This is a genomic window from Pseudomonas sp. AP3_22 TE3818, from assembly GCF_053628995.1.
In genome coordinates, this window is the sequence record NZ_JBRJHL010000001.1 from 3,741,067 (window position 1) to 3,756,972 (window position 15,906).

15 protein-coding genes and 1 pseudogene are annotated in these 15,906 nt (G+C 59.0%); 10 read left to right on the plus strand and 6 right to left on the minus strand.

The genetic code is table 11. From position 1 onward, the window contains the following. Positions 1 to 92: 92 nt before the first annotated feature. Positions 93 to 2,453, plus strand: coding sequence for a tetratricopeptide repeat protein (locus tag AB7M25_RS16820; protein WP_454237672.1), 2,361 nt, complete (start codon positions 93 to 95; stop codon positions 2,451 to 2,453). 329 nt (positions 2,454 to 2,782) lie between these two features. After that, positions 2,783 to 3,283, plus strand: coding sequence for a peptidase associated/transthyretin-like domain-containing protein (locus AB7M25_RS16825; RefSeq protein WP_429382227.1), 501 nt, complete (start codon positions 2,783 to 2,785; stop codon positions 3,281 to 3,283). Between the two features lie 164 nt (positions 3,284 to 3,447). Here the strand turns inward: AB7M25_RS16825 and AB7M25_RS16830 are convergent, their stop codons facing one another. Then, complete coding sequence (locus tag AB7M25_RS16830; RefSeq protein WP_429382225.1) at positions 3,448 to 3,927, minus strand: DUF934 domain-containing protein; 480 nt, start codon at positions 3,925 to 3,927, stop codon at positions 3,448 to 3,450. Next, entirely contained in the window at positions 3,924 to 5,597 is a 1,674-nt protein-coding gene (locus AB7M25_RS16835) for a nitrite/sulfite reductase (protein WP_454237673.1), read from the minus strand. The genes AB7M25_RS16830 and AB7M25_RS16835 overlap by 4 nt, the downstream gene beginning before the upstream one ends. A gap of 258 nt (positions 5,598 to 5,855) precedes the next feature. Between AB7M25_RS16835 and ccoN the strand changes: the two genes are divergently transcribed. Both ccoN and AB7M25_RS16845 read left to right on the plus strand, forming a co-directional pair. Then, positions 5,856 to 7,283 (plus strand): cytochrome-c oxidase, cbb3-type subunit I, encoded by a 1,428-nt coding sequence (gene ccoN / locus AB7M25_RS16840; protein ID WP_454237674.1) that lies wholly within the window; start codon positions 5,856 to 5,858, stop codon positions 7,281 to 7,283. Further along, a complete protein-coding gene (locus tag AB7M25_RS16845) occupies positions 7,283 to 7,504 on the plus strand; it encodes a CcoQ/FixQ family Cbb3-type cytochrome c oxidase assembly chaperone (protein WP_104448328.1) in 222 nt (73 codons plus the stop codon). Before ccoN ends, AB7M25_RS16845 begins: the two co-directional genes overlap by 1 nt. 57 nt (positions 7,505 to 7,561) lie before the next feature. Here AB7M25_RS16845 and AB7M25_RS16850 read toward each other — a convergent pair whose 3' ends face one another. Next, positions 7,562 to 8,056: a hypothetical protein gene (locus AB7M25_RS16850; protein WP_454237675.1), complete on the minus strand. Its 495-nt coding sequence runs from the start codon at positions 8,054 to 8,056 to the stop codon at positions 7,562 to 7,564. 170 nt (positions 8,057 to 8,226) lie between these two features. Next, positions 8,227 to 8,748 (minus strand): GNAT family N-acetyltransferase, encoded by a 522-nt coding sequence (locus AB7M25_RS16855; RefSeq protein WP_454237676.1) that lies wholly within the window; start codon positions 8,746 to 8,748, stop codon positions 8,227 to 8,229. An 869-nt stretch (positions 8,749 to 9,617) separates the two neighbouring features. Here AB7M25_RS16855 and AB7M25_RS16860 point away from each other — a divergent pair. Continuing rightward, the gene (locus AB7M25_RS16860) at positions 9,618 to 10,157 is read left to right on the plus strand and encodes a dihydrofolate reductase family protein (protein WP_454237677.1); all 540 of its coding nucleotides are present in this window, start codon (positions 9,618 to 9,620) and stop codon (positions 10,155 to 10,157) included. Between the two features lie 120 nt (positions 10,158 to 10,277). Continuing rightward, a pseudogene (locus tag AB7M25_RS16865) lies at positions 10,278 to 10,660 on the plus strand (aldo/keto reductase); the annotation flags it as partial. Between the two features lie 115 nt (positions 10,661 to 10,775). Here AB7M25_RS16865 and AB7M25_RS16870 read toward each other — a convergent pair. Further along, on the minus strand, positions 10,776 to 11,756 hold the full coding sequence (locus AB7M25_RS16870) for a LysR substrate-binding domain-containing protein (RefSeq protein ID WP_454237678.1): 981 nt from the start codon (positions 11,754 to 11,756) through the stop codon (positions 10,776 to 10,778). Positions 11,757 to 11,829: 73 nt separating this feature from the next. Then, a complete protein-coding gene (locus tag AB7M25_RS16875; RefSeq protein ID WP_429382211.1) occupies positions 11,830 to 12,270 on the minus strand; it encodes a carboxymuconolactone decarboxylase family protein in 441 nt (146 codons plus the stop codon). Between the two features lie 205 nt (positions 12,271 to 12,475). Here AB7M25_RS16875 and pdxR point away from each other — a divergent pair, with 205 nt between their 5' ends. From pdxR to AB7M25_RS16895, 4 genes are all read left to right on the plus strand, one after another. Continuing rightward, positions 12,476 to 13,909, plus strand: coding sequence for a MocR-like pyridoxine biosynthesis transcription factor PdxR (pdxR, locus tag AB7M25_RS16880; RefSeq protein ID WP_454237679.1), 1,434 nt, complete (start codon positions 12,476 to 12,478; stop codon positions 13,907 to 13,909). Positions 13,910 to 14,032: 123 nt separating this feature from the next. Then, complete coding sequence (locus AB7M25_RS16885; RefSeq protein WP_007979914.1) at positions 14,033 to 14,326, plus strand: antibiotic biosynthesis monooxygenase family protein; 294 nt, start codon at positions 14,033 to 14,035, stop codon at positions 14,324 to 14,326. A 153-nt stretch (positions 14,327 to 14,479) separates the two neighbouring features. After that, the gene (locus AB7M25_RS16890) at positions 14,480 to 14,890 is read left to right on the plus strand and encodes a cupin domain-containing protein (RefSeq protein ID WP_429517403.1); all 411 of its coding nucleotides are present in this window, start codon (positions 14,480 to 14,482) and stop codon (positions 14,888 to 14,890) included. A gap of 228 nt (positions 14,891 to 15,118) precedes the next feature. Further along, a complete protein-coding gene (locus AB7M25_RS16895; RefSeq protein ID WP_454237680.1) occupies positions 15,119 to 15,826 on the plus strand; it encodes an ATPase in 708 nt (235 codons plus the stop codon). The last annotated feature ends 80 nt before the right edge of the window (positions 15,827 to 15,906 follow it).

Consider the following 15,906-nt stretch of genomic DNA (forward strand, 5'->3'; position numbering starts at 1 on the left):
CCGTTATTTGACAGACGCCGACCATCCGGCAAAGCTGCATCAAGCTTCAACGCGCGCCTGACGGCAATCGCACCTGGACCATGGAAGTCGTAATGCCGACATATAAAAACAAAGCTGCACAGCCAAACCCTGATTCGCAACCGACCCTGATCAACCGTTATCTGTTCCCCGTCACCATCGGCATCCTGTTGCTGACTGTGGCGGGTATTGGCTGGTTTTTGCTGAGCAGTACACCAACGACGCCCAAGCCGGTCACCGTCAGCCCCCCTGCTGTTCAACCGGCCAAGCCGCAACCCGTCGCCATCGCGCCTGCGAAAATGGTCGACGAGCAGCAATGCCAGGGTTGCCACGGCGAGCAGGTCAAGGACTGGCAAGGCTCCCACCACCAGTTGGCAATGCAGCAAGCCAACGCCGACACGATGCTCGGCGACTTCAACAACGTCACCTTCAAGGCCGAAAAAGAGACCACTGTGTTCTCGCGCAAAGGCGACGAATTCTGGGTCAACACGCCAGGTACCGATGGCAAGAATGCCGATTTCAAGGTGGCCTATGCCTTTGGCATCGCCCCCTTGCAGCAGTACCTGATCGAGGTCGGCGCAGGCCGGTTGCAGGCCCTTGGGATTGCCTGGGATACCGAAAAGCACCGCTGGTTTCACCTCTACCCGGGCCAGGGCGTGAACTTCAAGAACCCGCTGCACTGGAGCAAACCGAGCCAGAACGCCAACTTCATGTGCGTCGAATGCCATACCACCGGCTTCAAGCGCAATTTCGATGCGCCAAAAAACACCTTCGACAGCCACTGGAACAGCCTGGGTGTCGGCTGTCAGGCCTGTCATGGCCCGGCGTCCAATCACCTGGACTGGACGGCGAAGAAGACCGACCTGATCCGTGCCGGATTTGCCGTCGACCTCAAGGACAAGAACGCCACCGTCGAAATCGAAACCTGCGCCCGCTGCCACTCGCGTCGCGCGCCTCTGGATGACGGCTACACGGTCGGCAAGCGGCTGATGGATGACTACCTGCCGAGCGTCCTGACCCGCGAACTGTATGCGCTGGACGGCAAGATCATGGACGAAGTGTTCGAACACGGCTCCTTTGCCCAGAGCAAAATGTTCGACAAGGGTGTGCGTTGCAGCAACTGCCACAACCCGCACAGCACGCAATTGAAAGCGCCAGGCAACGGTGTCTGCCTGCAATGCCACAACACCGCCGGCAAAACCACCGTGGAAGGTATCGACGGCAAGGGCCTGCAAGCGAAAAACTACGACTCCACCGAACACACTCACCACACCATGGGCCAACCGGGTTCGCAGTGCGTGGATTGCCACATGCCCGGCAAGTTCTACATGGGCAATGACTTGCGGCATGACCACAGCTTCAGCATCCCCAACCCTGAGCGGGCAAAGAAACTCGGTACGCCTGATGCTTGCCTGACCTGCCACCAGGGCAAGGCCGGCGACAAGGTCACCGAGCAGTTCAAGCTGTGGAACACCGCCAACGCCAGTGCGGTGCAAGCCCCTCGCTACGACGAAAGCCTGTGGCTGATTCGCAACGGTCAGGCCGGTGCCGCACAGGCCTTGATCGAGCAACTGCAACGCAGCAACCTGCCGGCGATCCAGCGCGCGACGCTGCTTGGCGAATTGGCGCAGTATCCGAGCGAGCAAGCGTTGAAACTGGCCACCAGGGATCTGAACAACCCGGCGCCGCAAGTCCGTGAGAGCGCCATCCGCGCACTCAGCGCCTTCCTGCCGCCAGCGGAACGTGCGCCACTGCTGACGCCCTTGTTGAGTGACCCTGTGAGAGCCGTGCGCATCGCCGCCGCCCGTGATCTGCTCAGTGTCGCGCGCAACGGCCTGGGCACGGCCCAGGACAGTTGGAATGCCGCCATCGCCGAATACGAGGCGGTGCAGAAAAATCTGCTCGAACGCGCCGAAGCGAACCTCAACCTGGCGATGCTGTATCAGGCCAGCGGTCGCAACGCCGAAGTCGAAGGATTCCTGCGCACGGCCCTGCAGCGCGATCCGGACTTCTACCCGGCGCTGGTCACCCTGGTGCAATGGCTGGAGGCCAACGGTCGCAGCCAGGAAGGCCATGCCCTGCTGGCGCAAAGCCTCAAGGACCATCCTGACTCGGGCCTGCTGCAATACACCCAGGGCCTGGCGCTGATTCGTACCGGCCAGGCGGCTCAAGCCATGCCGTACCTGAGCCAGGCCGCGAAACTGGAACCGCAGAGTGGGCAATTCGGCTACGTACTGGCAGTGGCCCTGCATGACAGCGGCAAGATTGACGAAGCCTGCGCAGAACTGGAACGGCTGTTGAAAGAGCAACCGGCCAACCGCAATGCCCGCCTCTCGCTGATCCAGTATTACCTGGCCAACGGCCAGGAGCCCAAGGCCCAGGTGCTGTTGCAGGGCTGGAAGAAAATGAACATGGGGGATCCTGCGTTGAAATGATCGGGGCTGAACCGGATGCCCGTTCACGGGCAATCCTGCTCTCACGGGGTCAGCGTCGTCGACAGAATCCGTGTACGACACTAACTCTGCGGGAGCGGGCACGCCCGCGAAGACGGCCGTGCGAGCAACGCCCACCCCAAGTATGTCTCTTCCCTGTTTGCCCTGTATCGGTCAGCAAACAATGCGAATCCCTTAGATTTTTAATGATATCACTAGGCCACTAGTGATAAGGTTCGCGGCGCTTGAAAAACCCCTCCCCCATTACATTTCGAGGCGACATGAAGCAAGCCTCGGCCAATGACGGCAATGACCGGTCGCAAGGATCAACCATGGAAGCTCTCCGCAAGCTGTTCACCGTTACAGCCCTGACCACAGCACTCCTGACTTCGGGCTGTGCAAGCATCGTCGGTGACAGCAAATACCCGGTGAACGTATCGAGCACGCCTAGCGGCGCCAACTTCACCATTACCAACAAAGCCGGTGTCGTCGTACATAACGGCTCCACGCCCAACACCGTGACACTGCCTTCCGGTCGTGGTTACTTCAAGGGTGAGGCCTACACCATCACCTTCAAGAAAGAGGGTTATGCCGATGTCAGTACCACTCTGGATACCAGCATGAGCGGCTGGTACTGGGGCAACATTCTGCTTGGCGGGTTGATCGGCATGCTGGTAGTCGATCCACTGACCGGCGCAATGTACAAACTTCCCGAGGACGCCGCGGGTAACCTCGGCAGTCCGTTGGCCGGCGAAGCAGCAAAAAACCTGACACTGCTGGAAATCGACCAACTGTCGCCAGGCGAGCGCGCTTCGCTGGTTCGCATCAACTGACATCACCCGGCGCATTCCGCCGTTCGGGATGCGCCCTTTTGCACGGCAAAGCTGTCGAAACCGCATTTGTAGGAGCGAGCCTGCTCGCGATGGCGTTACAGACGACGCGTTTATCCAGAATGTTCGCGTTTTCGTTGACGTCCATCGCGAGCAAGCTCGCTCCTTCAGCGGCGCCTGAACAAGGGCCGCGGCTCAATCACTGAAGGCCCATACAACACGCTCATCCCCGCCAATCCCTTCAATGCATCTTCCGCGGATTTGTCTTCACGCACGGCAAAGCTGTCGAAACCGCATTGGCGCATGTGGCTGAGTTGATCGCGCAAGACATCGCCGATGGCGCGCAACTCGCCGGCCCAGCCCAATCGCGTGCGCAGCAGATACGCCTGGCTGTACCCGCGGCCATCGCGAAAGCTCGGAAAATCCAGGGCGATCAAGGGCAGTTGGGCAAACCATGGCTGAAGGCTTTCCACTTCATCGTCCGGCCCCAGCCACACGCCGTTTTGCGACGGGTTTTCCAGCCAACGGCTCAGCGGCAGAATCGCGGCACCCACGGGCAGCGCTGCTTGCGGGTCGCGCACGAGCGCCCACGGATCATCCGCAACAATCCGCGCCACGCCCTCTTCCAGGCGCAACAGATTGTTCATGCCGACACCTCCGGCACTTTCCCGTAGACCGCCTCCTTGAACGGCTCCAGCCCGATTCGCTGGAAGGCGTCGACGAACAGTTCTTCGCTCTCGCGATAACGCACGAAGGTGTCGACAATGCGCTCGATCACCCCGGGCACTTGCGCGGCGCTGAAGGACGGGCCAATGACCTTGCCTAGCGCACTGTTCTTGCCCTGGGCGCCACCCAGGGTGATCTGGTACCACTCGGCGCCGTTCTTATCGACGCCCAGAATACCGATGTTGCCGATGTGGTGATGACCGCAGGCATTCATGCAGCCGGAAATATTGAGGCTGATGTCGCCCAGGTCGTGCAGGTAGTCAAGGTCTTCGAAGCGTGCGGCAATGGCCTTGGCAATGGGGATCGACTTGGCGTTGGCCAGCGCGCAGAAGTCGCCACCGGGGCAGGCAATGATGTCGGTGAGCAATCCGGCGTTGGCGCTGCCCAGATTGTGTCCGCAGGCCAGGCGCCACAGGGTGAACAGATCGGCCTTGGACACGTCCGGAAGAACGATATTCTGCTCATGGGCAATGCGGATTTCACCGAAGCCGAAGCGTTCGGACCACTCGGCCACCGCCTCCATCTGTTCGGCAGTGACATCACCCGGTGGCGCAGCGGCGCCCGGCTTGGTCGACAACACCACGCTGGCATAGCCCGATACTTTGTGCGGCTGCACGTTACGCTGCACCCAACGAGCGAACACCGGGTTTTCGGCCAGGTGCGTGCCGAAATCGAGATGGGTGTCGGACAGATCACGATAAGGCGGTGCGACGAACGCACTGGCCACACGCTCGAACTCGTCGAGGGTCAGTTGCGCCGGGCCGTCCTTGAGGTACTGCCACTCTTCTTCCACTTCCCGGGCGAAGGCCTCGATGCCCAGGGCCTTGACCAGAATCTTGATTCGCGCCTTGTACTTGTTGTCCCGCCGGCCATGGCGGTTATACACCCGCAGCACCGCCTCGACGTAAGACAACAGGTGCTGCCAGGGCAGGCCTTCGCGGATCTGCAAGCCGAGGATCGGCGTGCGCCCCAGGCCGCCGCCGACCATGACTCGCAGGAGCATGTGCCCGTCGGAGCCTGGGTAAAGATAAAGGCCGATGTCATGCATCATGATCGCCGCGCGGTCCTGCTCGGCCGAGCAGATGGCGATCTTGAACTTGCGCGGCAGGAACAGGAACTCCGGGTTGATGGTCGACCACTGCCGCAGAATTTCCGCCAACGGTCGCGGGTCGATCATTTCGTCGGCCGCCACCCCGGCAAAGGCTTCGGTGGTGATGTTGCGCACGCAATTGCCGGAGGTCTGGATCGCATGCATTTCCACCTCGGCCAGGCGATCGAGGATGTCCGGCACCTGGGCCAGTTCGATCCAATTGAACTGCATGTTCTGCCGGGTGGTGAAATGGCCGTAGCTGCGATCGTAATCCCGGGCGATGCTCGCCAACGTACGCATCTGCCGGGCGCTCAGCGTGCCGTAGGGAATCGCCACCCGCAGCATGTAGGCGTGCTTTTGCAGGTACAGGCCGTTCTGCAGGCGCAATGGCAGGAACTCTTCTTCGCTCAGTTCGCCGGCCATGAAGCGCTCGACCTGATCGCGAAACTGCGCAACCCGTTCGAACACCAGTGCCCGGTCGTAATCATCGTACTGATACATGTGGCAACCTCATCAGGATTCACCCACCGCATTCCCCCTACGGGTTGGTGGGTATGCGGTGTTGTGTGGGGTTGACTATGGACTTGCGGCTCAGCGCATTACAGATTCACCTGAGTGCATAAAAACCGTATCAGAGCGCGGCAGATGGCCGCAGGCGGCACTCAAATCTGATCCGCCTAAATGAAATATTCCTGAGCCTGTTTTGTTTCCATCGGGGTTTCTACAGTGCACGGCATTGCAACCGTGGAAGCATTGAGCATGAGCACAACAACTATCAGTCAGGCCTATAACTACAAGGTCGTGCGCCAGTTCGTGGTGGCGACCGTCTTCTGGGGCGTCGTGGGGATGGCGATGGGCGTGTGGATCGCCTCGCAACTGGTGTGGCCGCAGATGAATCTTGACCTGCCCTGGACCACCTTCGGCCGCTTGCGCCCGTTGCACACCAGCCTGGTGATTTTCGGTTTTGCCGGCAGCGCGCAATTTGCCGCCAGTTACTACGCGGTACAACGCACCTGCCAGGTGCGGCTGTTCTGCGACAAGCTCGCCGCGTTCACCTTCTGGGGTTGGCAATCGGTGATCGTGGTGATGCTGATCAGCCTGCCGCTGGGCTACACCACCACCAAGGAATATGCCGAGATCGAATTCACCGGTGCGGTGTGGATGACCGTGGTCTGGATTGCATACGCCGTGGTGTTCTTCACTACCGTAGTGCAACGCAAGACCCGGCACATCTACGTCGGCAACTGGTTCTTCGGTGCGTTCATCGTCGTCATCGCCATGCTGCACGTGGTCAATCACTTGTCGATTCCGGTGGACTGGTTCAAGTCCTACCCGGTGTATTCCGGGGCCACCGACGCCATGGTCCAGTGGTGGTACGGCCACAACGCCGTGGGTTTTTTCCTGACCACCGGTTTTCTGGGCATGATGTATTACTTCGTGCCGAAACAGGTGGGCCGGCCGGTGTATTCCTATCGCCTGTCGATCGTGCACTTCTGGGCGCTGATTACCCTGTACATCTGGGCCGGCCCTCACCACTTGCACTACACCGCGCTGCCGGACTGGGCGCAGTCGCTGGGCATGGCCATGTCGCTGATCCTGCTGGCGCCGAGCTGGGGCGGGATGATCAACGGCATGATGACGCTCTCGGGCGCCTGGCATAAGCTGCGCACCGACCCGATCCTGCGCTTTCTCGTGCTATCCCTGGCGTTCTACGGCATGTCGACCTTCGAAGGGCCGATGATGGCCATCAAGACGGTCAACGCCCTCTCCCACTACACCGACTGGACCATCGGCCACGTGCACGCCGGCGCGCTCGGCTGGGTGGCGATGATCACCTTCGGGGCGACCTATCACATGGTGCCGAAGGTATTCGGACGCGATCGGATGCACAGCACGCCGCTGATCAACCTGCACTTCTGGCTGGCGACCATCGGCACCGTGCTGTACATCGCCTCGATGTGGGTCAACGGCATTACCCAGGGCCTGATGTGGCGCGCGATCAACGATGACGGCACGCTGACCTACTCCTTCGTCGAAGCCTTGCAGGCCAGCCATCCGGGATTCGTCGTGCGCTTTGCCGGCGGGGTGTTCTTCCTCAGCGGCATGCTGTTGATGGCCTACAACGTATGGCGCACGGTGCGGGTAGCGGACGTGGCGATGGCCGAACGCGAGGCGCAGTTGGCCTGATGATTGAAGTCATGTTGAACATGGCGGGTGTGGCATTTTTGTGGTTCGCCATAGAGTATTGTCTGCGCCACCAGACCGCCGAGAGCCTGGACGATGCGAGCCTGATCCCGTTTGCGGATGACCCGGAAGTGGCGCGGCGGGTGGAATTGGCGACCGGAAAAACCGTCAAGACACTCCCGCCGCAAGAGGCGAAAGCGGATTGGGGAACCCTCGATATCTGATGGGCCTGCGATGACTGTGGGAGCACGCTCGCTCCCACAGGGTTGTAGGTCGAGATTTCAGGCACGTTCCCGGGGAATCAGGCTTTGCAGTTGTTGCGCCAGGAAGTTTGCATCGAACTCAAACGTATCCGGGTCTTTCAAGCCATTGGTCTTGCGCCACTGCCAGCCAGTGGATGGCGGCAGGCACACCAGTGACACGCTGCCATAACGGGCTGCTGTAAAGCCCATCACCGCCACGGAAATCTGCCCGCCGACACCCATCACCTCCGGCACGAACTCCACAGGTTTACCCGCGATCAGGATGCTCAGCTTTTCAGTCTTGAATGTAGAGGTTTCCACCGGAACACTGGGCCCCGACGCGACATACACTTCGCGGTTCACTTCGAGCAGGTCAGGTGCCTTGACCGGTTCGAGCCACTGCTGGATCTCATCGAACAGCGCACCAATGCGCTTCGCCCACTCGGCCGACTGCGACTCGAACACTTGTTTTTTGTGCGCTTCGCTTTCGGCGTAGTGGCGAAGCATTTCGCCCAGTTGCTGTACATCGTCCATAGCGGTGTTCCCTGAATAGACCGGTGTTGCGGACCTGGAGCATGGCAGATGCTCGCACGCTGCGTACGACTAAAACCTGACGACAGTTTGCACCGTCGCGTAATCGCGGGCACTGCAGGTACGCACTTCACCTGACAAACGGAGCACAGCATGCGCCCTGGACGAATGACTCAGCCGACCCTGGGCGTGCGACGCAGGCGCGCCATGCTCAAGGTGTCCACCAGTACGCCATCGCGAACGGCGTAATCACGAAACAGGCCCTCGGTTTCGAAGCCGAACTTGCGGTACAGGGCAATGGCCGCTTCGTTATCGGCAAACACCGAAAGCTCGACGCGCTTCAGGTTCATCCAGTTGTCGGCGATATCCAGCGCCGTCGCGAGCAGCTTCGAACCCACGCCCTTGCCTTGCCACTCGACCGCAACACCCATGCCGAAACTGCCGGCATGGCTGCGACGAATGCGCGAGAACTGCTCCAGGCCGATGTTGCCGATGACCGTGCCTTGATGCAGGGCCACTACCTTCACCAGGCGTTCGTTATCCGGCGCCAGGCGACTGCGCCAGAGCTCGGTGGACTGAAACGGCATTTGCAGGGTCTGCCGGGCGATGGCGGGATCGTTGTACAGCGCCGTAATGCCTTCGATATGAGATTCGTTGAAGCGCTCGAACGTGATAACGGGTTCGGTGATCGGCATGGGTGAATCATCCTTGAAGCAGACATGGCCGTTCACTCTATAACGCTTTCTTCACGTGTGGCGAGAATCGATGTGGGAGCGGGGGTGCGGCGATCCGACTTGCTCGCGAAGGCGTTATCACATTCAACGTTGAAGGTGTCTGATCAACCGCTTTCGCGAGCAAGCGCTAGGCATTATTGAGCATCCATATGTCAATAGTTATCCATTACGGACCTTAGTAGTGAAACCCATCCCATACAATTAAAATAAAAATACAATAAGCAGACAAACAACATCTGCCCCCTAGCTAGGGTCCTGACTCAAAAATAAATATCCCATTTTAGCCACTCTTATATAGTTTGGTGCGACCTAGAAAAACGCTGAAAAAACCCACTCTCCTGCACAATATCTGTCTGCCCCCGCACTTCCAGAACTTGTTTTTTGGATGCTGGGCTTCCTCAGAATATTCCTACAGATCATTCATAAAAATTGGCTTTCTATCCAAATTTTTGGGCCCTCGCAGCATTTTGTTACTCTCTTATCATTTGATTTGCAATCTAAATTATCAATCATAAATCCAACTGCAATTGCCGCACTGCGCCTAAAATTCAAAGTTAAAAATTCAACTGCATCTTGTAATCAAGGACACTTTACAAGCTGCATGAGACATAAAGCTCCGCTGCTTCGCCGTATCAGCACGACAAGTAAAAACGCTCACCCCATTACCAATGGAGCTAATATACGGCGCAACCCGGTAAAGCGCCTGCCAAGTGGGAACGGCATTATCTTCGCCTACCCGAAATAAATGATCACCATCGCCCCTCACCACTTTCGAGAGGTGCTCTTTATTTACGGGTCATTTCCCACCTGCATGACTACAAGGAAAACACATGTCGACGCTGGTCTATTACGTAGCTGCCACCCTGGATGGTTATATTGCCACTCAACAACACAAACTGGATTGGCTGGAGAACTTTGCGCTGGGGGATGATGCAACGACCTATGAAGATTTTTATCAGACGGTCGGATCGGTGGTCATGGGGTCGCAGACCTATGACTGGATCATGTCGAACGCTCCTGATGACTGGCCCTACCAGGATGTACCCGCCTTTGTCATGAGCAACCGGAATCGGTCAGTCCCTGCCAATCTGGATATCACCTTCGTACACGGTGATGCCGGGGTCATCGCGGCCAAGGCCAGGCAAGCGGCGAAGGGCAAGAATGTCTGGCTGGTCGGTGGCGGCAAAACGGCAGCCTGTTTTGCCGACGCCGGGGAATTGCAGCAGCTGTTCATCACCACCATTCCGATCTTTCTCGGCACCGGCGTTCCCGTACTGCCCGTTGACCGCGCGCTTGAAGTCGTTCCCAGAAAACAGCGTACGCTGCAGAGCGGTGCCATGGAATTCGTCCTGGACGTGAAAGCGGATTAACGCCCGCAAGACGATCAGGTATCGAAACTCGCAGCGTCGGCCCCCAAGGGAGAAACCAGTGAGGCGTTTGGTATTGAGTTTATGTTTGCTGGTCGTTGTCGCTCTGGCGAGTGTTCATGGAACAGGGATGGTGAAAACCGCGCGAACAAGCTCGGCGTGCTGATTCATGCTGAAAAAAGCGCCCGCGAAACCGCCCTGCTCGACACCTTGATCGACGTCGCCGCGAACTCGACGCCAGCCCGACCCACGTGGCCATTGCCTGGTTGCGGGAAAAGGCCAGGCGTTCGACAACTGCGCTGATTCCGACCTTTGGTTCCCGGACTCGTGAGCAGCTGGACGCCACGCTGGGCGCGCTGAATGTACAGTTGAGTACTGATCAGCTGGCGCGGCTGGACGGTGTCAGCGAGGTGGCCAAAGGCGTGCCGCACGAATCCATTGCCGGTTCGTTCGCGCGGTTCAGCGGTGGCCGGATCCTCGACATGCCAAGTTTTCTGGTGGCCTGACACAAATCAAACTTGTGGGAGCGGGCTTGCTCGCGAAAGCGGTTGACCAGTCATCTTCAATGTTGAATGTGATGACGCCTTCGCGAGCAAGCCCGCTCCCACATTTTGATCGCACTCACCTTTCGAACCACTCCCGACGCTCGCTGAAGGTGTTCTCGATCAACTCGACCACCGTCCGCACCTGTGCTTCACCCTGTGACTCGGCGTTGACCGCCATCCACACCTGACGCCGCATCGGCCGGTCAAACAGGCCCGGCAAGGCCACCAGGCCGCGGTCGAAGTGGCTCATGTAGTGCGGCAGCAGGCCGACGCAGGCGCTGCAACGGATCATCTCCAGCATCAGTTCATAGGATTGCAACTGCACTGCTCCCGCCAGGCGTTGGTCCACCAGTGCATTCCATGGCCGGAAGCTTTCAACCTGGCAGTCCTGCTGCCATTGCACCAGGAGGAAATCGGCCAGTTCCTCCAGGCATTCCGGCCTGGAAGCCACCCGTGAGTAACGCTTGGCAATGTGCGGCAGGTACTCCAGTTGCGCCAGAGACCGGGGTTCGGTGGTGGCAAAGCTCGGCCCCGGCAATGGCGATCCGGTTTCGCCCAGCCACACCACCACGTCGGCGCTGACCGCTTGCAGGGACAATTCGCTGTCGAGCGTCTTGATGTCCAGGCGCACGCTGGCATTGCGCCGCAGCAGCGCCACCAGGTCACGCCCGAGAATGTCATGCAGGATCGAATCGGCCACGGCCAGGCGAATCAACGGCTGTTCGATCACCGGCAAATCGCGCTCATGGGCCAGGGCGATCAATTGTGCGTGCAGGCGCAAGCCATCGCGACTGAGGCTCAAACCATTGTCTGACGGGTTGAACAGTGAGCAGCGCAGCTGTGTCTCCAGCAGCGCCAGTTGCCTGCGCAAGCGGGTGGCCTTGATGTTCAGGCTGCGCGCGGCCTGCATGAAACAACCGCAACGGGCACTGACGGTGAAGCACAGCGCCAGTTCGGGGTCGATACCCGCGGCCAACTGGCGCCAGGACGCATTTTTATCGATGGCTACACGATACTCGGCAGCGCCCCGGTGGGCGCTGGTTTCCATGACTGACATCGAGGACTCCCTGTCGACATGACACTGACAGCTCCATCCTGCGGATCATTGGTGAACCTGCTGTGACAATGACTCAGGCGCTGGGTGTCTGGCGAAAGCTCACGGCCAGGCGATTCCAGCTGTTGATGGTGGTGACGGCGATGGTCAGGTCGACCATTTCGCTTTCACTGAACTGCTCCCTGGCCAGCGCGTAAACATCATCCGGTACGTGGCTTTGCGAGAGCAAGGTGACGGCTTCGGTCCAGGCCAGCGCGGCTCTTTCGCGCGGATTGAAAAAGTTGCTGTCGCGCCAGACCACGATGGAATACAGGCGACGGTCGCTTTCGCCGAGGCGCCTTGCATCCACCGAGTGCATGTCGGTGCAGAAGGCACAGCCGTTAAGTTGCGAGGCGCGAATCTTGACCAGGTGCAGCAGGCCCTGCTCGATGCTCAGGCTGCAGGTCAGGGCCTCCATGGCGATCATGGCCTTCATCGCTTTGGGGGACGCACTGTAGTAATCCAGGCGGGGCTTCATGGAGCGCTCTCGTGCTGCCTTGAGTTGATTTTCACGGTAATCGCTGGCGCGGGAGCGTGACAGATCCAATTTCGCGATTTCCCCGTGGACCAAGGCCTGCAGACCAATTGACGGTTTTTCCGCTGCGCAACTTCTGCCGACCGAGCGGATAAGGGTAATCTTGCGCGACGCACACGCGCCTCAACAGTCCCGGAGTCTCGCCGGCATGGAACTACATGTTGTCATCAACGGCCGCAAGGACCTGGCCGGCCAGTTGTATAACCAACTGCGCAGCGCCATCGAGTCCGGACGCCTGGCCGCCGGGACGCAACTGCCGCCCAGCCGTTTGCTGGCCGAACAATTGGGCATTTCACGCAAGACCATTTCCGATACCTACGCCCAGTTGACCTACGAAAACTTCCTCACCGGGGTGGTCGGCAAAGGTACTTACGTCAATGCGCGCACGTCGAAGGTGCAGCGTAAACAGAACTACACAGAGCTTGGCGGCTTTGAGGTGATCGAGTCCTGGCGCAACCTGCCGGTGTTTCTGCGTCATCCGACCCTGGAAGGCTCGCTGCGCTACGACTTCATTGGTGGCGCCACCAGCAAGGGCCAGTTTCCCCAGGATGACTGGCGACGCTGCACCTCCCACGCGCTGCGCCAGATTGCCGGCTCCAAGGGCTTGTACAGCTTGCCTGAGGGCTTGCCCGCCCTGCGCAATGCCATTGCGCGGCACATCGCGTTCTCCCGCGGGGTCAATTGCCAGGATGAGGATGTGGTGGTGTGCAACGGCGCGCAGCAGGCCCTGGACCTGATTGCGCGGGTGCTGATCAGTCCGGGCAGCCTGGTCGCCATGGAGGACCCTGGCTACCCGCCGGCGCGGCTGCTGTTCGGCACCCATGGCGCCACGGTGATCGGTGTGCCGGTGGACGCCGAAGGCATTGTGGTGGAGCAGATTCCTCGCGGCACGCGCCTGATCTACGTCACCCCGTCGCACCAGTTCCCGCTGGGCATGCCGATGAGCCAGGCGCGTCGGCAAGCACTGCTGGCCAAGGCCCATGAGCTGGGCGCGATCATCATCGAGGACGACTACGACAGCGAATTCCGCTACGAAGGCCGCCCCACCGATTCCCTGCAAAGCATGGACGAACAGGGGATCGTCGCTTACGTCGGGACCTTTTCCAAAACCCTGCTGCCGGAACTGCGGCTTGGCTATGCGATCCTGCCGCCAGCGATCCTGGAGGCCGTGGTGCGGGCCAAACAGCTCACCGACCTGCACACGTCGACCCTGCCACAGTGGGCGCTGGCCAAGTTCATCGCCGAAGGCTGCCTGCTCAAGCACATCCGCCGTTGCCATACCATCTATGCCGGGCGCCGCGAGCGGATCCTGACGCGCATGGCCGGCGACCTCTCACCCTGGCTGGAGGCGGTGCCGTCCACCGCCGGCTTCCACATGGTGGTGATGTGCAAAGTGCCCCTGGATATTCCATTGGTGATCGAACTGGCGAAAAAAGTCGAAGTCGGGCTCTATGCCATCGACAGCTTTTTCTATCAGCAAGCGCCCAAGGCCGGGTTTTTCTTCGGTTTTGGCGCCATCGAGACCCTGGACATCGACACCGCCCTGGACCGTGTGCGCGACATTTTGCAGCAGGTGGCCTGACGGATTGGCCTGCGGCTTTATCCGGCGATTGGCTATTGGCGGTCTGGAAGGTCAGGCCTATCCTGCATAGGCGTTATCCCTCAATGAGCAGGATTCGTCCGGCCTGATTCAGGAGTGTGAGCAATGTCCCATGAAGTGATCAATACCGTACAGGTACGTGCCGTCGCCGGCCGCTCGGATGAACTGGGTAAGCAACTGCAAAAGATTGTCGAAACCCTGCGTGAACTACCGGGCTGCGAATCCTATATGGTCGACCGCTGCCCAGAGGACAGCAATCGCTGGACCGTCAGCGCCCGCTGGCAATCGGAAGCGGCCATGAAATCGCATTTCAACTGCCCCGAAGTCCAGGGCTTCATCGGCCTGATCGACAGCCAACTGGCCAATGCCGTGGACTTCAACAGTTTTCCGATCGTCTGAAAACAAGATCAAGAGATTGCAGCCTGCGGCAGCTCCGACATGGGCTGCGATCTTTGCTTTGGTCCCCTCGCCTTCCGGAATATTGGCTGTTTAATCGTTACCGCTTGCGCACTACTGTGGTTTGCAACAACTAACCACCACAGGAAAAGAACCATGAACATGTTGCGTTTGCGGGCTGCCTCCCTCGCCGCCCTGGCCATGATTGTGTCCGTATCGGCCTTTGCCCATGACCCTTCGGAAAAGGTCACCGTTTTGCAGGACCAGATGCTGAAAAATGCCCCGGGCAAAAAGGCTTTGATGATCGAGGTTGACTACCAGCCAGGCCAATCGTCCATCGCCCACAAGCACGACGGCACGGCCATGGCCTATGTGCTTTCGGGGTCGATCACGTCTCAGGTGAAAGGCGAGAAAGCGGTCACCTACAAGGCCGGTGAGTACTGGTACGAACCCGCAGGTTCGGAACACCTGGTCTCGAAAAACGCCAGTACAACCAAGCCGGCGAAGCTGTTGGTGTTCATGGTATTGGCCCCGGACGAGAAAGTGTTGATCCCATTGGAAAACTGATGGCCGAACGTACAGCTATAAATAAAAAGGCTCGAATGGCGAATTCGGGCCTTTTTATTTCCCGAGGCAATTAACCACAGCCTGTTAAACCAAACAAAACTATTGGCCGTCGGACAAGTGCGGACATTGGCTATTTAAATAAAACAGCCAGGGTTTAGTCTTGAGTCACCGCCGACACAGCACCGGCAACTTAAACTTTCGACTGAATTGTTTCACTGGAGAAACACCATGAAACTTGCTCTTGGCAGTACGTTGACCCTAACGGTAGTTTTAACCGGCTGCTCGATCCCTACTGCGCCCACCGCGGTCTCTTCGCTCAATGGCATTTTCACCGAACCGGTAGGCCGCAGCGGTGCCACGCTGATTAACAATGGCAGCCATGTCTCGCTGGGCATCGTCTACAGCCAGAATACCCAGACGAACCGTGCCTATCTGCGGGACTACCAGGCCAACGCCGGCACCGGTTTCGGCCAGAGCCTGCTGGTGCAGCCGATTCATGACGCCTATGTAGCCACCTCCAGGCCGGACATGGCCGTGGATTGGGTCAAGGCCTCCCTGCAGCGGCAATTCGGTTCGGTGACCGTGTATCCGGACATGCAGAGCCTCAGGGCGGCGAAACCGGACGTGATGGCGGTGGTCGACACCCGCAACCAACTGATGACATCGCGCAGTTCGGACATCCAGTCAGATGTCAGTGCGGACTTTTACGATAAGAACTTCAACTACATAGGCACTGCACAAGGCCATGACGCCAAGTCACTTAGTCCGGTCTGGGCCGACTATAAACGCAGTGAAGAGATAGTGGCTGACATTAACGAACAACAGAATGTGCAAGTTCGGGCGCTGCAGAAGTTTGACCAGTCGCTCAGTAATTTATTGACCAGCCCGACAAGTAATGTATCGATGAACACTGAAAGAACTTCTGTCTTCAAGTAATTGGTTGATGCTGACGACCCCATCGCGGGCAAGCCCGCTCCCACAGGATTTTGTGTCGTCCACACAACTTGTGTGCACCT

Bases quoted from the DNA above. Each gene is read 5' to 3' on its own strand.
- AB7M25_RS16820 (WP_454237672.1), top strand. From the start codon at position 93: ATGCCGACATATAAAAACAAAGCTGCACAGCCAAACCCTGATTCGCAA.
- AB7M25_RS16825 (WP_429382227.1), top strand. From the start codon at position 2,783: ATGGAAGCTCTCCGCAAGCTGTTCACCGTTACAGCCCTGACCACAGCA.
- AB7M25_RS16830 (WP_429382225.1), bottom strand. From the start codon at position 3,927: ATGAACAATCTGTTGCGCCTGGAAGAGGGCGTGGCGCGGATTGTTGCG.
- AB7M25_RS16835 (WP_454237673.1), bottom strand. From the start codon at position 5,597: ATGTATCAGTACGATGATTACGACCGGGCACTGGTGTTCGAACGGGTT.
- ccoN (WP_454237674.1), top strand. From the start codon at position 5,856: ATGAGCACAACAACTATCAGTCAGGCCTATAACTACAAGGTCGTGCGC.
- AB7M25_RS16845 (WP_104448328.1), top strand. From the start codon at position 7,283: ATGATTGAAGTCATGTTGAACATGGCGGGTGTGGCATTTTTGTGGTTC.
- AB7M25_RS16850 (WP_454237675.1), bottom strand. From the start codon at position 8,056: ATGGACGATGTACAGCAACTGGGCGAAATGCTTCGCCACTACGCCGAA.
- AB7M25_RS16855 (WP_454237676.1), bottom strand. From the start codon at position 8,748: ATGCCGATCACCGAACCCGTTATCACGTTCGAGCGCTTCAACGAATCT.
- AB7M25_RS16860 (WP_454237677.1), top strand. From the start codon at position 9,618: ATGTCGACGCTGGTCTATTACGTAGCTGCCACCCTGGATGGTTATATT.
- AB7M25_RS16870 (WP_454237678.1), bottom strand. From the start codon at position 11,756: ATGTCAGTCATGGAAACCAGCGCCCACCGGGGCGCTGCCGAGTATCGT.
- AB7M25_RS16875 (WP_429382211.1), bottom strand. From the start codon at position 12,270: ATGAAGCCCCGCCTGGATTACTACAGTGCGTCCCCCAAAGCGATGAAG.
- pdxR (WP_454237679.1), top strand. From the start codon at position 12,476: ATGGAACTACATGTTGTCATCAACGGCCGCAAGGACCTGGCCGGCCAG.
- AB7M25_RS16885 (WP_007979914.1), top strand. From the start codon at position 14,033: ATGTCCCATGAAGTGATCAATACCGTACAGGTACGTGCCGTCGCCGGC.
- AB7M25_RS16890 (WP_429517403.1), top strand. From the start codon at position 14,480: ATGAACATGTTGCGTTTGCGGGCTGCCTCCCTCGCCGCCCTGGCCATG.
- AB7M25_RS16895 (WP_454237680.1), top strand. From the start codon at position 15,119: ATGAAACTTGCTCTTGGCAGTACGTTGACCCTAACGGTAGTTTTAACC.